16 protein-coding genes are annotated in these 15,798 nt (G+C 68.5%); 9 read left to right on the top strand and 7 right to left on the bottom strand.

The annotated features are described in order from the left end of the window. Nucleotides 1-259 precede the first annotated feature (259 nt). Nucleotides 260-1,696: a pyruvate kinase gene (gene pyk / locus HWX39_RS27825; protein WP_175970933.1), complete on the bottom strand. Its 1,437-nt coding sequence runs from the start codon at nucleotides 1,694-1,696 to the stop codon at nucleotides 260-262. On the opposite strand from pyk, the gene HWX39_RS36700 reads away from it, so the two are divergent. Then, complete coding sequence (locus tag HWX39_RS36700; protein ID WP_021164118.1) at nucleotides 1,695-1,823, top strand: hypothetical protein; 129 nt, start codon at nucleotides 1,695-1,697, stop codon at nucleotides 1,821-1,823. The two genes, pyk and HWX39_RS36700, sit on opposite strands and share 2 nt — an antisense overlap. Before the next feature lie 157 nt (nucleotides 1,824-1,980). On the opposite strand, the gene HWX39_RS27820 is transcribed toward HWX39_RS36700, so the two are convergent. From HWX39_RS27820 to HWX39_RS27810, 3 genes are all read right to left on the bottom strand, one after another. Then, the gene (locus tag HWX39_RS27820; RefSeq protein WP_175970932.1) at nucleotides 1,981-3,177 is read right to left on the bottom strand and encodes a phosphoglycerate kinase; all 1,197 of its coding nucleotides are present in this window, start codon (nucleotides 3,175-3,177) and stop codon (nucleotides 1,981-1,983) included. Nucleotides 3,178-3,456: 279 nt separating this feature from the next. Beyond that, on the bottom strand, nucleotides 3,457-3,780 hold the full coding sequence (locus HWX39_RS27815; RefSeq protein WP_089426237.1) for an AzlD domain-containing protein: 324 nt from the start codon (nucleotides 3,778-3,780) through the stop codon (nucleotides 3,457-3,459). Then, a complete protein-coding gene (locus HWX39_RS27810; protein WP_175970931.1) occupies nucleotides 3,777-4,532 on the bottom strand; it encodes an AzlC family ABC transporter permease in 756 nt (251 codons plus the stop codon). Before HWX39_RS27810 ends, HWX39_RS27815 begins: the two co-directional genes overlap by 4 nt. A gap of 193 nt (nucleotides 4,533-4,725) precedes the next feature. Between HWX39_RS27810 and HWX39_RS27805 the strand changes: the two genes are divergently transcribed. From HWX39_RS27805 to HWX39_RS27780, 6 genes are all read left to right on the top strand, one after another. Next, nucleotides 4,726-5,649, top strand: coding sequence for a branched-chain amino acid transaminase (locus tag HWX39_RS27805; protein ID WP_011353071.1), 924 nt, complete (start codon nucleotides 4,726-4,728; stop codon nucleotides 5,647-5,649). A gap of 50 nt (nucleotides 5,650-5,699) precedes the next feature. After that, nucleotides 5,700-5,894 carry a zinc-finger domain-containing protein gene (locus tag HWX39_RS27800; protein WP_006749970.1) on the top strand — a complete coding sequence of 65 codons (195 nt, stop codon included), beginning with the start codon at nucleotides 5,700-5,702 and terminating at the stop codon, nucleotides 5,892-5,894. A 148-nt stretch (nucleotides 5,895-6,042) separates the two neighbouring features. Then, on the top strand, nucleotides 6,043-7,080 hold the full coding sequence (gene waaF, locus HWX39_RS27795) for a lipopolysaccharide heptosyltransferase II (RefSeq protein WP_175970930.1): 1,038 nt from the start codon (nucleotides 6,043-6,045) through the stop codon (nucleotides 7,078-7,080). A 115-nt stretch (nucleotides 7,081-7,195) separates the two neighbouring features. Next, nucleotides 7,196-7,642 carry a nuclear transport factor 2 family protein gene (locus tag HWX39_RS27790; protein ID WP_006749968.1) on the top strand — a complete coding sequence of 149 codons (447 nt, stop codon included), beginning with the start codon at nucleotides 7,196-7,198 and terminating at the stop codon, nucleotides 7,640-7,642. 34 nt (nucleotides 7,643-7,676) lie between these two features. Further along, a complete protein-coding gene (locus tag HWX39_RS27785) occupies nucleotides 7,677-8,714 on the top strand; it encodes a hydrolase (protein ID WP_175970929.1) in 1,038 nt (345 codons plus the stop codon). After that, nucleotides 8,707-9,294, top strand: a complete 588-nt coding sequence (locus HWX39_RS27780; protein ID WP_175970928.1) for a DUF2946 family protein — start codon at nucleotides 8,707-8,709, stop codon at nucleotides 9,292-9,294. Before HWX39_RS27785 ends, HWX39_RS27780 begins: the two co-directional genes overlap by 8 nt. Nucleotides 9,295-9,333: 39 nt before the next feature. On the opposite strand, the gene HWX39_RS27775 is transcribed toward HWX39_RS27780, so the two are convergent. Next, nucleotides 9,334-11,028 carry a M48 family metalloprotease gene (locus tag HWX39_RS27775; protein WP_175970927.1) on the bottom strand — a complete coding sequence of 565 codons (1,695 nt, stop codon included), beginning with the start codon at nucleotides 11,026-11,028 and terminating at the stop codon, nucleotides 9,334-9,336. Between the two features lie 274 nt (nucleotides 11,029-11,302). On the opposite strand from HWX39_RS27775, the gene moaC reads away from it, so the two are divergent. Continuing rightward, the gene (moaC, locus tag HWX39_RS27770; RefSeq protein ID WP_175970926.1) at nucleotides 11,303-11,791 is read left to right on the top strand and encodes a cyclic pyranopterin monophosphate synthase MoaC; all 489 of its coding nucleotides are present in this window, start codon (nucleotides 11,303-11,305) and stop codon (nucleotides 11,789-11,791) included. Between the two features lie 91 nt (nucleotides 11,792-11,882). Next, a complete protein-coding gene (locus HWX39_RS27765; protein ID WP_175970925.1) occupies nucleotides 11,883-13,088 on the top strand; it encodes a hypothetical protein in 1,206 nt (401 codons plus the stop codon). A gap of 119 nt (nucleotides 13,089-13,207) precedes the next feature. Here HWX39_RS27765 and HWX39_RS27760 read toward each other — a convergent pair whose 3' ends face one another. Next, on the bottom strand, nucleotides 13,208-13,558 hold the full coding sequence (locus tag HWX39_RS27760) for a TonB family protein (RefSeq protein ID WP_175970924.1): 351 nt from the start codon (nucleotides 13,556-13,558) through the stop codon (nucleotides 13,208-13,210). A gap of 454 nt (nucleotides 13,559-14,012) precedes the next feature. After that, a complete protein-coding gene (locus HWX39_RS27755) occupies nucleotides 14,013-15,788 on the bottom strand; it encodes a Wzy polymerase domain-containing protein (protein WP_175970923.1) in 1,776 nt (591 codons plus the stop codon). Nucleotides 15,789-15,798 lie beyond the last annotated feature (10 nt).

The raw sequence follows: 15,798 nt of genomic DNA, 5'->3' as shown, positions 1-15,798 counted from the left end.
CTCCCGGTCGAACCCGGGGTGGCGCGGCGCGGCTGAGCGTCGAATAGCCGCATTTTATCGCGAAGCGCCTCCGATTCCGACCGCCCGGTGGCGCCGACTCGCAATTTGTTACGTTGGCACGGCACAATGCGGGCAAAAAAGAGAAAAAAAGCCGCGCGGGGCTTCGGACCCCACGCGGCTTTCGCGTGAAAAACGGTGTCGGATCGATTCTTCAGCCGATCCGGCCGGCCTGCAGGCCGGCCCGATGCTCAGTCGGCGCTCAATAGTGCTCGCCGACCCGCACGATCTTCAGCGTGTTGGTGCCGCCCGCCTGCCCCATCGGCTCGCCGACGGTCAGCACGACCATGTCGCCGTGCTGCACGTAGCCCTGCTTGACGACGATCTCGAGCGCCGCCTGCAGTGCCGAGTCGCGGTCGCTGTTGAAGTCGACGTGCAGCGGCGTCACGTTCCGGTACAGCGCCATCGTGCGCTCGCTGCCGACGCGGGGCGTCAGCGCGAAGATCGGCACGTGCGTGTAGTGACGCGACATCCACAGCGCGGTCGCGCCCGATTCGGTCAGCGCGATGATCGCTTTCGCGCCCAGGTGATACGCGGTGAACAGCGCGCCCATCGCGATCGACTGGTCGATCCGCGTGAACGTGCGGTCGAGGAAATCCTTGTCCAGCTCGACCTCTTCGGACTTTTCCGCCTCGACGCACACGGCCGCCATCGTCTCGATCGTGACGACCGGGTACTTGCCGGCAGCCGTCTCGGCCGACAGCATCACCGCGTCGGTGCCGTCGAGCACCGCGTTCGCGACGTCCGACACTTCCGCCCGCGTCGGCACCGGTGCGTGGATCATCGATTCCATCATCTGCGTCGCGGTGATCACGAGCTTGTTCGACTCGCGCGCCATCCGGATCATCCGCTTCTGCAGCGCCGGCACGGCCGCGTTACCCACTTCCACCGCGAGGTCGCCGCGCGCGACCATGATGCCGTCGGATGCGTCGAGGATGCTCTGCAACGCCGGGATCGCTTCCGCGCGCTCGATCTTCGCGATCATCTTCGGCTTGATGCCGTACGGCGCACCCGCGATGTTCGCGAGCTGGCGCGCCATTTCCATGTCGGTCGCGTTCTTCGGGAACGACACCGCCACCAGATCCGCGCCGAGCGACATCGCGGTACGGATGTCCTCCATGTCCTTCGCGGTCAGCGCGGGGGCCGACAGGCCGCCGCCCTGGCGGTTGATGCCCTTGTTGTTCGACAGCTCGCCGCCCACCTTGACGATCGTGTGGATCTCGTCACCGAGCACGCGCTCGACGGTCAGCACGATCAGGCCGTCGTTCAGCAGCAGCAGGTCGCCCGTGCGCAGGTCGCGCGGCAGTTCCTTGTAGTCGAGGCCGACACGCTCGTCGTTGCCGAGCTCGCAGCCCGCGTCGAGGATGAAGGACTGGCCCGGCTCGAGCGTCGTCTTGCCGTTCTCGAACTTGCCGACGCGGATCTTCGGGCCCTGGAGGTCGGCCATGATCGCGATCTCGCGGCCGACCTTGCGGGCGGCCTCGCGCACCATCTCGGCGCGCTGGCGGTGATCGTCGGCCGTGCCGTGCGAAAAATTGAGCCGCACGACGTCGAGGCCCGCCTGCATCATCTGCAGCAGAATCTCCGGCGAACTGGAAGCCGGGCCGATCGTGGCGACTATCTTGGTGGCGCGCTGCATGAAACTCCTCATCTGGATCAAGGTGGATGCGCTGGGTGAAACGCTGCGAGAGCCGGAAGCGGCAGGCCCAGCGGCGGCCGTTCCGGGGGGCGTGCCGGTGCTTGCGCCCGGCATCGCTTTGTTCTGAATCTCGTGGTGCTGCTCGGCCGCGTCGCCGGCGGCCGCCGGTGCGCGCGGGGCGGTGTTCGCCCGCGCGGGCGCGCGTTTGCGCTTGCCCGCGCCGGCCGGCTGCTCCGCTGTCGCGGAGCGCGCGGCCTTCGTCACCCCTGCGCGCGCCGCCACGCTCAGGCCGCCCGCGTTTCCAGCACTTCCACCGCCGGCAGCTTCTTCCCCTCGAGGAACTCGAGGAAGGCGCCGCCGCCCGTCGAGATGTAGCTGACCTGGTCATGGATGCCGTACTTCGCGATGGCCGCGAGCGTGTCGCCGCCGCCCGCGATCGAGAACGCGGACGATTTGGCGATCGCTTCGGCGAGCGTCTTGGTGCCGTTGCCGAACTGGTCGAACTCGAACACGCCGACCGGGCCGTTCCACACGATCGTGCCGGCCTTCTCGAGCTGGCTCGCGAGCGCCTTGGCCGTATCGGGGCCGATGTCGAGGATCATGTCGTCCGCTTCGATGTCGGCGACCTGCTTCACCGTGGCCACGGCCGTCGGCGAGAATTCCTTGGCCGTCACGACGTCGGTCGGGATCGGCACCGATGCGCCGCGCTCGCGCGCTTCGTCGATGATCGCCTTCGCCTCGTTGACGAGGTCGGCTTCCGCGAGCGACTTGCCGATCGACAGGCCGGCCGCGAGCATGAACGTGTTCGCGATGCCGCCGCCGACGATCAGCTGGTCGACCTTGCCGGCCAGCGACTTCAGGATCGTGAGCTTGGTCGACACCTTCGAGCCGGCGACGATCGCCACCAGCGGGCGGGCCGGGCTGCCGAGCGCCTTGCCGAGCGCGTCGAGTTCGGCGGCCAGCAGCGGGCCCGCGCACGCGACCGGCGCGTACTTCGCGATCCCGTGCGTGGTCGCTTCCGCGCGGTGCGCGGTGCCGAACGCGTCGTTCACGTACACGTCGCAGAGCTTCGCCATCTTCTGGGCGAGCTCGTCCGAATTCTTCTTCTCGCCCTTGTTCACGCGGCAGTTCTCGAGCAGCACGACCTGGCCCGGCGCGACGTTCACGCCGTTCTCGACCCAGTTCGAGACGAGCGGCACGTCACGGCCGAGCAGCTCGGCGAGACGCGTCGCGACCGGCGCGAGCGAGTCTTCCGGCTTGAATTCGCCTTCGGTCGGACGACCCAGGTGCGACGTGACCATCACGGCCGCGCCGGCGTCGAGCGCAGCCTGGATGGCCGGCACGGACGCACGCACGCGCGTGTCTTCGGTGATGTTGCCCTGGTCGTCCTGCGGGACGTTCAGGTCGGCGCGGATGAATACCCGCTTGCCGGCGAGCTGGCCGGCGGCGATCAGGTCGGTAAGACGCTTGACTTGGCTCATGTTGAACAAATTGAAGTAGTGGATGGGGAAAGGGGAATCACGCTGGACGTGCGCGGGCTGCCGCGAAAGGGCGCCGGATGCGGCCGTGGCTGGCGGTTCGCATGACGCGCACGGGTAAAAAATCTCGAACGGGCATTCTAGCCGATCCACCCGGCAGACTGACCCGCGGGCGGCGAATTCCGCCTATTTGGGATCGCGCGCGGGAACGGACACATTGCGGCAACGCAGCAAAGCCCCCGCACGAGCGGCCGGTACCCGACGGGCCCGAACGGCAGCCCATCAGAAGATCAGGCGCAGCACGGTGAACACGAGCATCCCGACGACGATCGTGCCGAGCATGCTGCGCCGCCACAGGAACCAGCCGAGGCCGGCGAGCGCCGCGTAGAACGGATGGTTGGACAGCGCGAACGACAGCCCGGCCGGCGTTTCGAGCACGTCGGGCAACACGACGGCGACCAAGGCCGCGGCCGGCGCGTAGCGCATGGCGCGCTGCGCGCGCTCGGGCAGCACGGTGCGTTCGCCGCCGATCAGGAACAGCGCGCGCGTGACGGCGGTGACGATCGTCATCCCGATGATGACGATCCAGATTTCCGTCGCGCTCATTCGATCTCCTTCTCGTGCACGGTTTCGGTGCGGATGCGCCGCCAGTCGGCCCGCTCGACGAAGAAATCGGCCGTGCAGCCGGCCGCGAGCGCGGCGAGCACCGCCAGCGGCAGCGCGAGCCGGTACGGCAGGTCGAACGCGACGAGCGACACGACACCGGCGACCGCGACGGCCGCGAGCGTCGAGCGGTTCGCGACCGCCGACACCATGATCGGAATCAGCGCGAGCGTGCCGGCCAGCTCCAGCCCCCAGCTCGCGGGAAAGACGCTCGCGAGCAGGATGCCGGCGAGCGACGACACCTGCCACGACAGCCAGCTCGCGAGCGCCATCCCCCAGAAATACGCCTCCTTGCCGGGCACGTGGCCGTACGCGAAGCCCTGTTTCTGGAACAGCAGGTAGATCACGTCGCCATTGAAATAGCCGATCGCGAGGCGCCGCCACAGCGGCAGGTAGGAAAAATGGGGAGCAAGCCCGGCGCTGAAGATCACGAAGCGCGTGTTGACCATCGCGGCCGTGAGCAGGATGGTCCAGATCGGCAGCTTCGCCGCGAGGAGCGGCAGCACCGCGAGCTGCGACGAGCCCGCGTAGACCAGCAGCGACATCGCGCTCGCCTGCCCGAGGGTCATCACCGACTTGCTCATCGCGATGCCGGTGACGAGCCCCCACGAGAAAATCGCCATCAACGTCGGGGAATAGTCGCGCGCGCCCTGGATCAGCGCGAAGCGGTCGGTGGCGGACAATCGAGCGAGCATGGGAAGCGGGCCGCAGCGGGCGGTTCGTCGGGGCGCCGGCGCCTCCTGCCGGTACGACCCGTCGTTATTGGAATCGGTACCGGGCGATTATAGCGCCGGCCCCGCGCCGACCGACCGGATCGCCTTCAAATGACGCTAAAATGAGCGTCTTTCCGGCTCAACGCTGCATACAACCGCATCCCAGGAGAAATCTATGTCAATGGCCGACCGCGACGGCAAGATCTGGATGGACGGCAAGCTGATCGACTGGCGCGACGCCAAGATCCACGTCCTGACCCACACGCTGCACTACGGCATGGGCGTCTTCGAGGGCGTGCGCGCGTACAAGTCGGCCGACGGCAGCACCGCGATCTTCCGCCTGTACGAGCACACGAAACGTCTGCTGAATTCGGCGAAGATCTTCCAGATGGACGTGCCGTTCGACCGGGAAACGCTCGAAGCCGCGCAGCTCGAAGTCGTGCGCGAGAACAAGCTCGAGTCGTGCTACCTGCGCCCGATCATCTGGGTCGGCTCGGAAAAGCTCGGCGTGGCCGCGAAGGGCAACACGATCCACGTCGCGATCGCCGCATGGCCGTGGGGCGCGTACCTCGGCGAGGAAGGCCTCGCGAAGGGCATCCGCGTGAAGACGTCGTCGTTCACGCGCCACCACGTGAACGTGTCGATGGTGCGCGCGAAGGCGTCGGGCTGGTACGTGAACTCGATCCTGGCGAACCAGGAAGCGACGGCCGACGGCTACGACGAAGCGCTGCTGCTCGACGTCGACGGCTACGTGTCGGAAGGCTCCGGGGAGAACTTCTTCCTGGTGAACAACGGCAAGCTGTACACGCCCGACCTGTCGTCGTGCCTCGACGGCATCACGCGCGATACCGTCATCACGCTCGCGAAGGACGCCGGCATCGAGGTGATCGAGAAGCGCATCACGCGTGACGAGGTCTACACGGCCGACGAAGCGTTCTTCACCGGCACGGCCGCTGAAGTCACGCCGATCCGCGAGCTCGACAACCGCACGATCGGCAGCGGCGCACGCGGCCCCGTCACGGAAAAGCTCCAGTCGGCGTTTTTCGATATCGTGTCGGGCAAGAATGCGAAGTACGCGCACTGGCTGACGAAGGTCTGAGCGCGCCGCGCCACCGACTGCCCCACAAAAGAGTGATAAGAGAAAGTCTCATGAGTGAAATCAAGGAAATGCCGCTGGTCGAGCTGACGGCCAAGGATCTTCCCGCGTACTGCCCGAACCCGGCCATGGCGCGCTGGAGCGCTCACCCGCGCGTCTTCATCGACGTCTCGCACGGCGAAGCACGCTGCCCGTACTGCGGCACGCGCTACAAGCTGCGCGACGGCGAGGTCGTCAAGGGCCACTGAGCCCCGGCGGCCGGTCCTGCAGGTTTGCAGGACCGCCGACCCGCAAGGCGGCGCAGCCGGATTGCCGGCGCGCCGCCCTTCTCCATTCTGGCAACCCGAACGCGGCGCCTGAGCGCCGTGCTTCATTACGACATCGGAAGTCGACCTGATGCGTCGAGCGCTGGTTATCGCACCGAACTGGATCGGTGACGCATTGATGGCGCAGCCGCTTTTTGCGCTGCTGAAGAAAAACCATCCCCGCATCGCGATCGATGCCGTCGCGCCCTCGTGGGTCGCGCCCGTGCTCGAACGCATGCCCGAGATCCACGATGTCTACGCGACCGATCTCGCGCACGGCAAGCTGCAGCTGCTGCGCCGCTGGCAGCTCGCGAGCGACCTGCGCGACGTCGGCTACGACGCAGCGTACGTGCTGCCGAATTCGCTGAAATCCGCGGTGATCCCGTGGCTCGCGAACATCCCGCTGCGGGTCGGCTACACGGGCGAGCACCGCTACGGGCTGCTCAACGTGCGGCACGCGAACCCCGACAAGTCGGGCGAGCGGCCGCCGATGACGGCTCACTACGCGGCGCTCGCGTACGCGCCGGGCGCGAAGCTGCCCGAATCGATGAAGACGCTGCCCGCGCCGCGCCTCGACGCCGACCTGAACGAGACGGCGCGCGTGTCCGCGCGTTTCAATCTCGATACACGCAAGCCGCTCGTCGTGTTCTGCCCCGGCGCAGAGTACGGCCCGGCCAAGCGCTGGCCGCCCGAGCACTTCGCGACGCTCGCCACCATCGTCCATCAGTCGTTCCCGTACACGCAGATCGTTGCGCTCGGCTCGCAGAAGGACGCCGCCGCGGCACAGGCGATCGCCGACCACGCGCCGAACGTGCGCAACCTGTGCGGACAGACTTCGCTGTCGGAAGCGTGCGCGCTGATCGCGCGCGCGAACGCGGTGGTCACCAACGATTCCGGGCTGATGCACGTTGCCGCCGCGCTACGCCGGCCGCTCGTCGCGCTGTACGGATCGACCGATCCGCGCCACACCCCTCCGCTGTCGGACCTGGCGAAGGTACAATGGCTTCATCTCGAATGCAGTCCCTGCTTCGAACGCGAGTGCCCGCTCGGCCACCTGAAGTGCCTGCGCGAACTCGGTCCCGAGCAGGTATTCGGCGATTTGCGCGGCATGCTCGTCGGGCAACGCTGACCCTCGCCGGCAGCGTCGCACGACGCGCCGGGCAATCCGATTCACCGGTGTACGGCGGCTCCATCCGGGCCGCCGTGCTGAATACGACGCGCGACGCGCGCGAGAGATAACCCCGATGCCACGTTTTGCCCGCCTCTTCGAAGCCGCCGCCGATACGCTGAACGCCTACTACCAGGCCGTCGCCGATGCCAATCTCGACGCGCTGCTGGGATTGTGGATCGACGAGGATTTCGCCAGCTGCGTGTGGGCGGACGGTGAGCATCTGCACGGCCTCGACCAGATCCGCAGCGGGCTCGCCAACCGGCTCGCCACGCGCCCCGTGACGATCGAGCCGCTCGACATCCGCGTGTACGACAGCCTCGGCACGGTCGTCTATACGATCGCCGAAGCGCATCAGCAGGCCGACCTGACGGCCGAACCCGACATGGTTTTCGCCACGTACGTGATGATTCACGAACGCGGCGAGTGGCGCATCGCGCATATTCACGCGAGCCCGATTCCCGAACAAGCGGCCGGACAATTCGCCGCGAAGATCCGTCATGGGCAGGGTCCGCTGCACTGACGAAAAGACGAAGCAACGCAAACGCGGGGCGATCATGAGTACGGCTTCTCCGCCCACATCGCCGCTGACCGGGGCTCCGGCCCCCGACGACGACAACCTGCGCTATCGCGCACCACGCTGGCTGCCGAACAGCCATGCGCAAACCATCGTGCCCGCGCTGTTCGCGCGGCGCCCCGTCGTCGCTTACCGACGAGAGCGATGGGAAACCCCCGACCACGACTTCATCGATCTCGACTGGGTCGCGCATCTCGACAGCGCCGCGCCGCCGCCCGATGCGCCGCTGTTCGTGCTGTTCCACGGCCTCGAAGGCAGCTCCGGCTCGCACTATGCACTCGCGATGATGGCCGCCGCGCGCGCGAAGGGCTGGCACGCCGTCGTGCCGCACTTCCGCAGTTGCAGCGGCGAGATCAACCGCCAGCCGCGCTTCTACCATCTCGCCGACAGCGCCGAGGTCGACTGGATCCTGCGCCGGCTTGCCGCGCAGCATCGCGGGCCGCTGGTCGCGGCCGGCGTGTCGCTCGGCGGCAACGTGCTGCTGCGCTGGCTCGGCGAGCATCGCAGCGACACGTCGATCCTGCGCGCGGCCGCCGCGATCTCGACGCCGATCGACGTGCACGCCGGCGGGCGCGCGCTGTCGCAAGGCTTTGCGATGGTCTACACGCGCAGCTTCCTGAAGACGCTCAAGCGCAAGGCGCTCGCGAAGCTCGACCAGTACCCTGGGTTGTTCGACCGCGAAGCCATGCTGCAGGCCGTGACGATGCGCGACTTCGACGAGGTCGTGACCGCGCCGCTGCACGGTTTCGCGGATGCGGACGACTACTGGACCAAGGCGACGACACGGCCGCTGCTGCCTGCGATCGACGTGCCGACGCTGATTCTCAACGCCCGCAACGACCCGTTCCTGCCTGAATCGGCGCTGCCGGGCCCGGCCGACGTATCGCCGGCCGTCGAGCTCGACCAGCCCGCGGCGGGCGGGCACGCGGGATTCATGACCGGGCCGTTCCCCGGCCGCCTCGACTGGCTGTCGGCGCGGGTGTTCGGCTATTGCTCCAAATTCGTCGACCATGGATGACATCGTCAGGCAGGCCCTCGCCAAATGGCCGAACGTGCCGCACTGTACCGGCTGGCTGCTGCTCGACCGGCGCGGCGAATGGCGGCTGCGCGATGACGCCGCGCAGGCGGCCGGCGAACTCGGCTCGCCGATCCGGCATGCGGCGCTGAACGCGTTCATCGGCCGCAACTACGAATGCGACGCGCACGGCCAGTGGTTCTTCCAGAACGGGCCGCAGCGCGTGTACGTCGAGCTCGCCTATACGCCGTGGGTCGTGCGGCTCGCCGAGCGCGACGGACAACTCACGCTCACCGACCAGACCGGCGCGCCGTTCGAACCGGACGAAGCATGGCTCGACGACGCGGGTGGCGTGCTGTTTCGCGCGGCAGGCACGCCGCCGCGCATCGCGGCGCTGCACGACCACGATCTCGGGCTGTTCGCCGATCACGCGGATTTCGATGCCGCGCCGCCGGTGCTGCGCTGGCGCGACGGCCGCACCGTGCCGCTCGGCAACATCGTCTGCGCCGATGTGCCCACACGATTCGGCTACATCGCAAGCCCGGCGCAACGGGCTCACGGTGCGACCGGCGGCGGCAACTGACCCGCAGCGGCTCCGCCCGCCTTTACCGCACGCCGGCCGCTACCCGCGGCCGTTCTTCTCGTCTTCGCGCTCTTCCTTGTAGCGCGCTTCGAATTCCAGCAGCCGCGCGCCGATCATCGACTGCTCGTAAAACGACACGTCCTTCGCGTCGCGCGCTTCCTTCAGCTGGCGAATCGCCGACGGCCACGCGCCGTCGAGCGCGAGCTTCTCCGCGAGCGCGCGGCGCCGCGCCAGCAGGTCGCCCTTGCCGTCGCTCGCCTTCGCAAGATAGTCCCACCAGTCCGGCTGCTCGGGATCGGCCTTCGCCTGCGCGCGTGCCTGCGCCTGCGCTTCGGCGAAACGGCGTGCCGCGATCAGCGCCTGAAGATGCGCGACGATCGCGGCGTGCGATGCCGGCCAGCGACGCTGCGCGAGTGCCGCAAGTCGCACCGCGTCGTCAGCCCGCCCCGCGCGGCGCGCGATGTCGGCGGCCAGCACGTCGAGGCTCGGCGAGCTCGTCGCCGGATCGTCCTCGCGCCGCTCGCGCGCGTCGAACGCGGTGCGCGCCGACGCGAGCGCGTTGCCGGCCGCGTCGTACTCGCCGAGCAACGCCTTCGCGAGCGCGATGCCGTACCAGTTCGCCGCGACGTTCGGCGCGGTGCGATCGTCGATCTCGAATTGCATCCTCCGCGCCTCGGCCGCGATGTCGGTCGGCGCGCGGTTCTGCAGGACGCGCAGCCGCGCGCGCACGAACCCGTATTCGGCCGACTGGCGCGGCTGCCGGTACGGCGCGCGGCGCGCGCGATCCTCCATGTCGGCGATCCGCTCACCGGTCAGCGGGTGCGTGCGCGCATAGGCCGGGACGCCCGCATCGCCCATCGACGCGCGGTCGAGCCGCTCGAAGAAACCCGGCATCCCGTACGGGTCATAGCCCGCGCCCGCGAGCAGCTGAAAGCCGACGCGATCGGCCTCGCGCTCGGCCGAGCGCGAAAAGCGCAGCTGGTTGTCCACCGCATACGCCTGCCCGCCCACCGCGATCGCGCTGCCGAGGTCGCCGCTTCTCGCGAGCACGCCGGCCAGCACGCCGAGCAGCATCGTCGCGAGCGCCGTATAGCCGGTCTTCTCGTTCGCACCGATCATCCGTGCGATGTGCCGCTGCAGCACGTGCCCCATCTCGTGGCCGACCACCGACGCGAGTTCCGATTCCGTCTGTGTCGTGACGACGAGCCCGCTGTTGATCCCGATGAAACCGCCCGGCATCGAGAACGCGTTGATCTGCGGATCGCGAACCGGGAACAGGTCGAAGTCCGGCGTGTAGCCGCCGATGAAGCGCGCGGCCGCCGCGGCCGCGAGCCGCGCCGCCATCGCGTTCAGGTAGTCGCGTACGAGCCAGTCGTCGAGATAGTCGGGATCGCGCCGCACTTCACGCATCACACGCTCGCCGAGCCGGCGCTCGGCCTGCGGCGTCAGCGAACCGCCGGAACCGTCGCCAAGGTCGGGCAACTCGAGCGAGCGAAGCGGCGCACGCAGGCTCGCGGCCGGCGCCGACGCGCCGCCTGCGTCCGAAAATCGGCTCTCCGCGCCGCCGTAGGTGCCGAACACGCCGGCCGCGATACCGGATGGCACGGTGGAAATCGACCGGGCGCCGCCGGCCGCCGATTCGAGCGGCGGCGCGGACGCGCTCTGCGCATGGCTGCTCGGCGGCAATGCGAGCGCCACCGACAGCGACACGGCAAGCAACTGTTTGACACGCATGGCAGGATGAAAACGACGCCGTCCCGCGCGCCGGGCGCGCATCGCGGCGTTTGGTCTGAATATTCGGGTCATTGTACCGGCGGCATCGCGACTGTCCCGTGCGGCATACGCGCCATCTGCGTACCCGGCGCCACGAATGCCACTGCTATGATAGGCGCCCGTTGAAATGTTGGATCGGATCGGGGTGCGGAGACAGGATACGGCGCCCTGCCTGATCGCGAAGCAGGACCGCGGGACGTGCTCGCGCGAGCACGCCGTTCCACTGGAGCATGACATGTCAGGACTCACCCATTTCGACGCCGCCGGCCATGCGCACATGGTCGACGTCGGCGGCAAGCAGGAAACCCAGCGCATCGCGATCGCGCGCGGCACGATCCGGATGTTGCCGGCTACGTTCGCGCTGATTCGCGACGGCAAGGCCAAGAAAGGCGACGTGCTCGGCGTCGCGCGCATCGCGGCCATCCAGGGCGCCAAGCGCACGGCCGACCTGATCCCGCTGTGCCACCCGCTCGCGCTGACGCGCGTGGCCGTCGAGTTCGAACTCGACGACGCGCTGCCGGGCGTCCACTGCGTCGTGCAGGTCGAGACGTTCGGCCGGACCGGCGTCGAGATGGAAGCGCTGACGGCCGTGCAGGTCGGGCTGCTGACCGTCTACGACATGTGCAAGGCCGTCGATCGGGGGATGGTGATCACCGACGTGAGCGTGCGCGAGAAACGCGGCGGGAAGTCGGGGGACTGGAAGGCGGAAGACGCGGCGGGTTAAGCGCCAGCAGCAACAGCAGCCATTCACGGGGCATCGTCGGCCGTAGCGATGCCCCGTTCGAACGATAAAAAGCCAGAAAAACACATCACCAATGAAGAACCTCACGCTGAAATACGGCGCGCCGCTGCTGTGCGCGCTCTCCCTGCTGCCGGCTGCCGCATCGGCCGCCGGCGCCTGCCCCGCTGCCGACACCGCCGCGCGCGCGGCCATCGACGCGCAGCACCGCGTGCAGCAGATCCGAATTCCGCCGAGCGACGGCGGCGGCGTCGACATTTCGCCGCCGCTGCGCGATGCGTTGCGTGCTTACAAGCAGGCGCTCGTCGGCACGATCGATGCGCGGCTCGCTTGCAGCGACGAACAGGTCGATCCGGTCGCGCTGAAACGCACGCTCGCGGCCGCGCTCGGCGTGCCGGCCCGGCCCGTCCAGCCGAAAGACGGCGAATCGGCGTTCGGCCGCAATCCGGACGTCGACGTCGAACGCGGCGGCACATCCCGCCCGTTGCTCTTCGTGCGCGCCGGCTTCGACATCGCATGCGGCGACGACAACCTGCTCACCGCTTACGCATGGGAAAACGGCGGCTGGCGGCGCGTGCTGCGCTGGCAGGCCGACGACTACAAGGACATCGGCGGCGCGTACGGCGCGGGATTCTGGTTCTCGGCGCTGCCCGGCGGGCAGGTCGCGGTCGTCCACGGCACGCCGTGGTGCGCGTCGCGCTGGAGCCAGTTCGCCGCGGACGTGGTCGCACCGGCCAACGGCTCGGCTGCGCAACGCACGGTGTTCCATTCCGCGAACGACTACGTGCTCGACGAAAACCCGATCCGGTTCAAGGTGCGCCCCGACGGCTTCGAGGTGCGCGCGACGGTCGGCTCGATGGACAGCGAAGTGATGACACGGCCGGGCATCTTCCGCTATCGCGTCGACGGCGGCACCGTGCAGCGCGTACAGCCCGTCGCGCTCAACGGCCGCGATTTCGTCGACGAATGGTTGAAGGTCGACGATGCGCTGGCGCGCGAATGGAGCGAGCCCGCCGCCGCAGCGGCCGCACTGAAAGGCCGGCAGGCGTTCGACAAGGCCGGCAAGGCGGCCGGCAGGGGGTTCGCGTACGGCCCAGTGCGCGGCTGCTCGGACAGCAAGGACCGCTTTCAGGTTGAGCTCGATCTGACGGGCACCACCGGCGAAACGGTTGCGCGGCACTATGCGCTGATTCGCCAGGAACGCAACGGGTTCGCGCTGCTCGGGCTGAGCACGGCGGCCGAGCCGGCTTGCCACGGCGCGAACCTGATGCCGCAGCACTGACCGTCGGGCGTGTGCGCTGCGCAGGCCGCGCACCCACTGTCAGTGGCCAAGCGCAACGAAGCGGCCGGCAGGAAAGGAAACCGGACGGCACCCCGCACGCAGGGCGCGCCGCCCGTGCATCACTGGCCGCGCTGCGGCTCGAATACGAACGGTTGGGTCAGCAGGAACGGGTTCGCGGTCGCGCCCGTCTGCACGCACGTCGCGTGCGTCATCGCGTCGACGGCCGCGCGGTCGGCAGCCGCATTGCGGCTGCTGGTCGTCACGGTGACGTTCTGCGCTTCGCCGGACGTCGTCATCAGCGCGCGCACGAGCACGGTCGCCGGGCGCGTGAGCGGCTTCGCGGTATCCGGATAGACGGCGCGCGGAATGTGGCAGGTCAGCTTGCTTTCCTGCGACGACGTCAGCATCGCGCAGCCGGAAAACAGCATCGCGACTGCGGGCAGGATCAGGTAGGTCGAGCGAATAGACATGGTCGAATATCGTTCTTCAGCACTGTTCAGGACGCACGCGCCGCGCACCGGAAAACGTCGCCCGGCCGCATCGCATGCGTCACACTGCGCCGCGGCCATCGGACCGGCGCCCCGTTAAGGCCGCACGGCCGATCGATGCTCGGCCGCGATCCTGCGTGACGGACTTCCCGGCTGGCCGGGTGTTGCCTGTGTTCGCGCTGGCCCTCGGCTTCCACAGAGCGGCACGCGAGCGTTTTCGCGCATTGTGCACGCGCGGCCCGGCGAGCGGCGGCGATTTGACAATGATTGACGCGAATCGCCGCGCCTTCGGCTGGAATCCACGCGATCCGCGAGGTAATCGATACGCGGCCGGATTCGGCGGGTTGGCGCCGAGCTTTAACGCCCGACACGCGCCGCTACTTCCTCACGGCACGGCACATGCCGGAATTCCCCGTTCCGGCACGCGCTGCGCGCATCAATCCGAATCGTCGTCGTCTTCGTCGGCCGCATCGGCCGGAACTTCGCCATATTTCGCGACGACCGCCGCCTTGAACGGCTTCAGCGCCGGCTGCTGGTCGCACAGCTTGTACAGCGCAGCCAGTTGCTGCGGCCAGTCCTTCAACTCCTTCGCAAACACATGCAGGCGCGCGACGGTGTCGAGCGCGTCGGCCTCGCGGCCGGCCAGCGCCTGCAGCACCGCATAGCGGCGCAGCACCGTCTCGCCGGGCAGCAGCGCGATCGCGCGCTCATGCGCGGCGAGCTTGGCCGGCAGGTTATCCGCCGAAATCGTGAGCAGCGTGGCCGCACCGTATTCGCCCCACGCGCCGAACAGCAGCGACGGCGCATCGCGGTACTGCGCGGCCGGATCGCTGCCGTAATACAGCACTTCCGCGCGCTGGTAGTCGCGCAGCACCGGCACCGCCGCCAGTACGCCGCCGACCGACAGCACCGCGAACAACCCGAACGCCGCACGCCCCGGCAGGATGCGCAGCGGCTTCACCTCGAGGAGCCCGATCACGAACATCGCGGGCAACAGGAAGAACATGTACTGCTGCGGATACTCGACCAGCGCGTGCATCAGCAGGATGCCGATCAGCGCGAAGCCGAACACGCGCATGCTCGACTGCGGCGCACGCACCGCACGCACGAACCACGTCACGAGCGCAACGACGAGCACACCGAGGCCGACGAGGCCGGACTTCGCGAGCAGGTCGATGAAGATGTCGTGCGAGTTGTTCGCGATCTCGACGCCGCCCAGCGAGCGTACGAGCGCGAACTGGTGCGACGGGAACTCGCCCCAGCCGACGCCGAGCAGCGGATGCTCGCGGAACATCGCGAGCCCGTACTTCCACAGCGCGAGGCGCGGCGCGATCTGCCCCGCGTCACGCATCCGGTCGGCCGCGGATTCCGCAAGACCCAGATGGAAGTGGACGTTCGCCCAGCGCACCGCGACGTTCACCGCGATGAACGCCACCGCGAGCACGATCGGGATGACCCACGCGCGCGCATTGCCCGGCGCGCGGCGCGATTCGAGCCATGCCATCCAGAAGCCCGCGACGACCATCACCGCGACCTGCAGCCACGGCCCGCGCGACACCGTCAGCGCAAGGCCGACCGACAGCACGATCGACAGCGCGAGCCATGCCCATACCGCGAGCCGGCGCACCTGCACGAGATACAGCGCGCCCGCCAGCGCGAACGCGATGTAGCTGGCCAGATGGTTCGCCTGCGCCATGTTGCCGTACGGACGGCGATCGACCGCGACGTTGTACATCACGACGAACGGTGACACCGCCGACTCGAGGTGGAACAACTGCACGATCTGCGTTCCGACCGCGAACACGCCGCCGATGAGCAGCGCTCCGGCCATCATCCTCGACACGGCCTCGGCCAGCCCGTCGCGTGCGAGCGCATAGCCGGCCTGCATCGCGACCAGCGCGGCGGCAAGATAGCCGACCGCCAGCCAGTTCATCGACGGCACCTTGAGCGGGATCAGCGCGACCTGCGCGACGAGCACCACGGCGAACCCGAGCGGCGCGGCGAACGCGGCCGGCGCCGCAAACGTCTCGGCCGGGCGACCCGTGCGCGCGAGCAGCACGACGGACACCCCTACCAGCAGGTACAGCACCAGCGCGGAAAACTCGGAATAGAAAGTCGGAATCGGATACGTATGATTCGTGATTGCGTACGGCACGATCAGGGCGACAGCCAGCGCAACGAGCGGCAACGAACGGGAAAAAGTAGAAGGCATGAGCGAACCG

Source organism: Burkholderia sp. BCC0322, from assembly GCF_902833045.1.
Classification (GTDB): domain Bacteria; phylum Pseudomonadota; class Gammaproteobacteria; order Burkholderiales; family Burkholderiaceae; genus Burkholderia.
The sequence above is the reverse complement of the archived record's forward strand: the minus strand, read 5'-3'. Positions and strand labels throughout refer to the sequence as shown.

Excerpts from the sequence above, each read along its gene's own strand:
- moaC (WP_175970926.1), top strand. The coding sequence starts at position 11,303 with ATGTCAGGACTCACCCATTTCGACGCCGCCGGCCATGCGCACATGGTC.
- HWX39_RS27785 (WP_175970929.1), top strand. The coding sequence starts at position 7,677 with ATGAGTACGGCTTCTCCGCCCACATCGCCGCTGACCGGGGCTCCGGCC.
- HWX39_RS27775 (WP_175970927.1), bottom strand. The coding sequence starts at position 11,028 with ATGCGTGTCAAACAGTTGCTTGCCGTGTCGCTGTCGGTGGCGCTCGCA.
- HWX39_RS27820 (WP_175970932.1), bottom strand. The coding sequence starts at position 3,177 with ATGAGCCAAGTCAAGCGTCTTACCGACCTGATCGCCGCCGGCCAGCTC.
- HWX39_RS27810 (WP_175970931.1), bottom strand. The coding sequence starts at position 4,532 with ATGCTCGCTCGATTGTCCGCCACCGACCGCTTCGCGCTGATCCAGGGC.
- HWX39_RS27790 (WP_006749968.1), top strand. The coding sequence starts at position 7,196 with ATGCCACGTTTTGCCCGCCTCTTCGAAGCCGCCGCCGATACGCTGAAC.
- HWX39_RS27815 (WP_089426237.1), bottom strand. The coding sequence starts at position 3,780 with ATGAGCGCGACGGAAATCTGGATCGTCATCATCGGGATGACGATCGTC.
- HWX39_RS27765 (WP_175970925.1), top strand. The coding sequence starts at position 11,883 with ATGAAGAACCTCACGCTGAAATACGGCGCGCCGCTGCTGTGCGCGCTC.
- HWX39_RS27800 (WP_006749970.1), top strand. The coding sequence starts at position 5,700 with ATGAGTGAAATCAAGGAAATGCCGCTGGTCGAGCTGACGGCCAAGGAT.
- HWX39_RS27755 (WP_175970923.1), bottom strand. The coding sequence starts at position 15,788 with ATGCCTTCTACTTTTTCCCGTTCGTTGCCGCTCGTTGCGCTGGCTGTC.
- HWX39_RS27760 (WP_175970924.1), bottom strand. The coding sequence starts at position 13,558 with ATGTCTATTCGCTCGACCTACCTGATCCTGCCCGCAGTCGCGATGCTG.
- HWX39_RS27780 (WP_175970928.1), top strand. The coding sequence starts at position 8,707 with ATGGATGACATCGTCAGGCAGGCCCTCGCCAAATGGCCGAACGTGCCG.
- HWX39_RS27805 (WP_011353071.1), top strand. The coding sequence starts at position 4,726 with ATGTCAATGGCCGACCGCGACGGCAAGATCTGGATGGACGGCAAGCTG.
- waaF (WP_175970930.1), top strand. The coding sequence starts at position 6,043 with ATGCGTCGAGCGCTGGTTATCGCACCGAACTGGATCGGTGACGCATTG.
- HWX39_RS36700 (WP_021164118.1), top strand. The coding sequence starts at position 1,695 with ATGAAACTCCTCATCTGGATCAAGGTGGATGCGCTGGGTGAAACGCTG.
- pyk (WP_175970933.1), bottom strand. The coding sequence starts at position 1,696 with ATGCAGCGCGCCACCAAGATAGTCGCCACGATCGGCCCGGCTTCCAGT.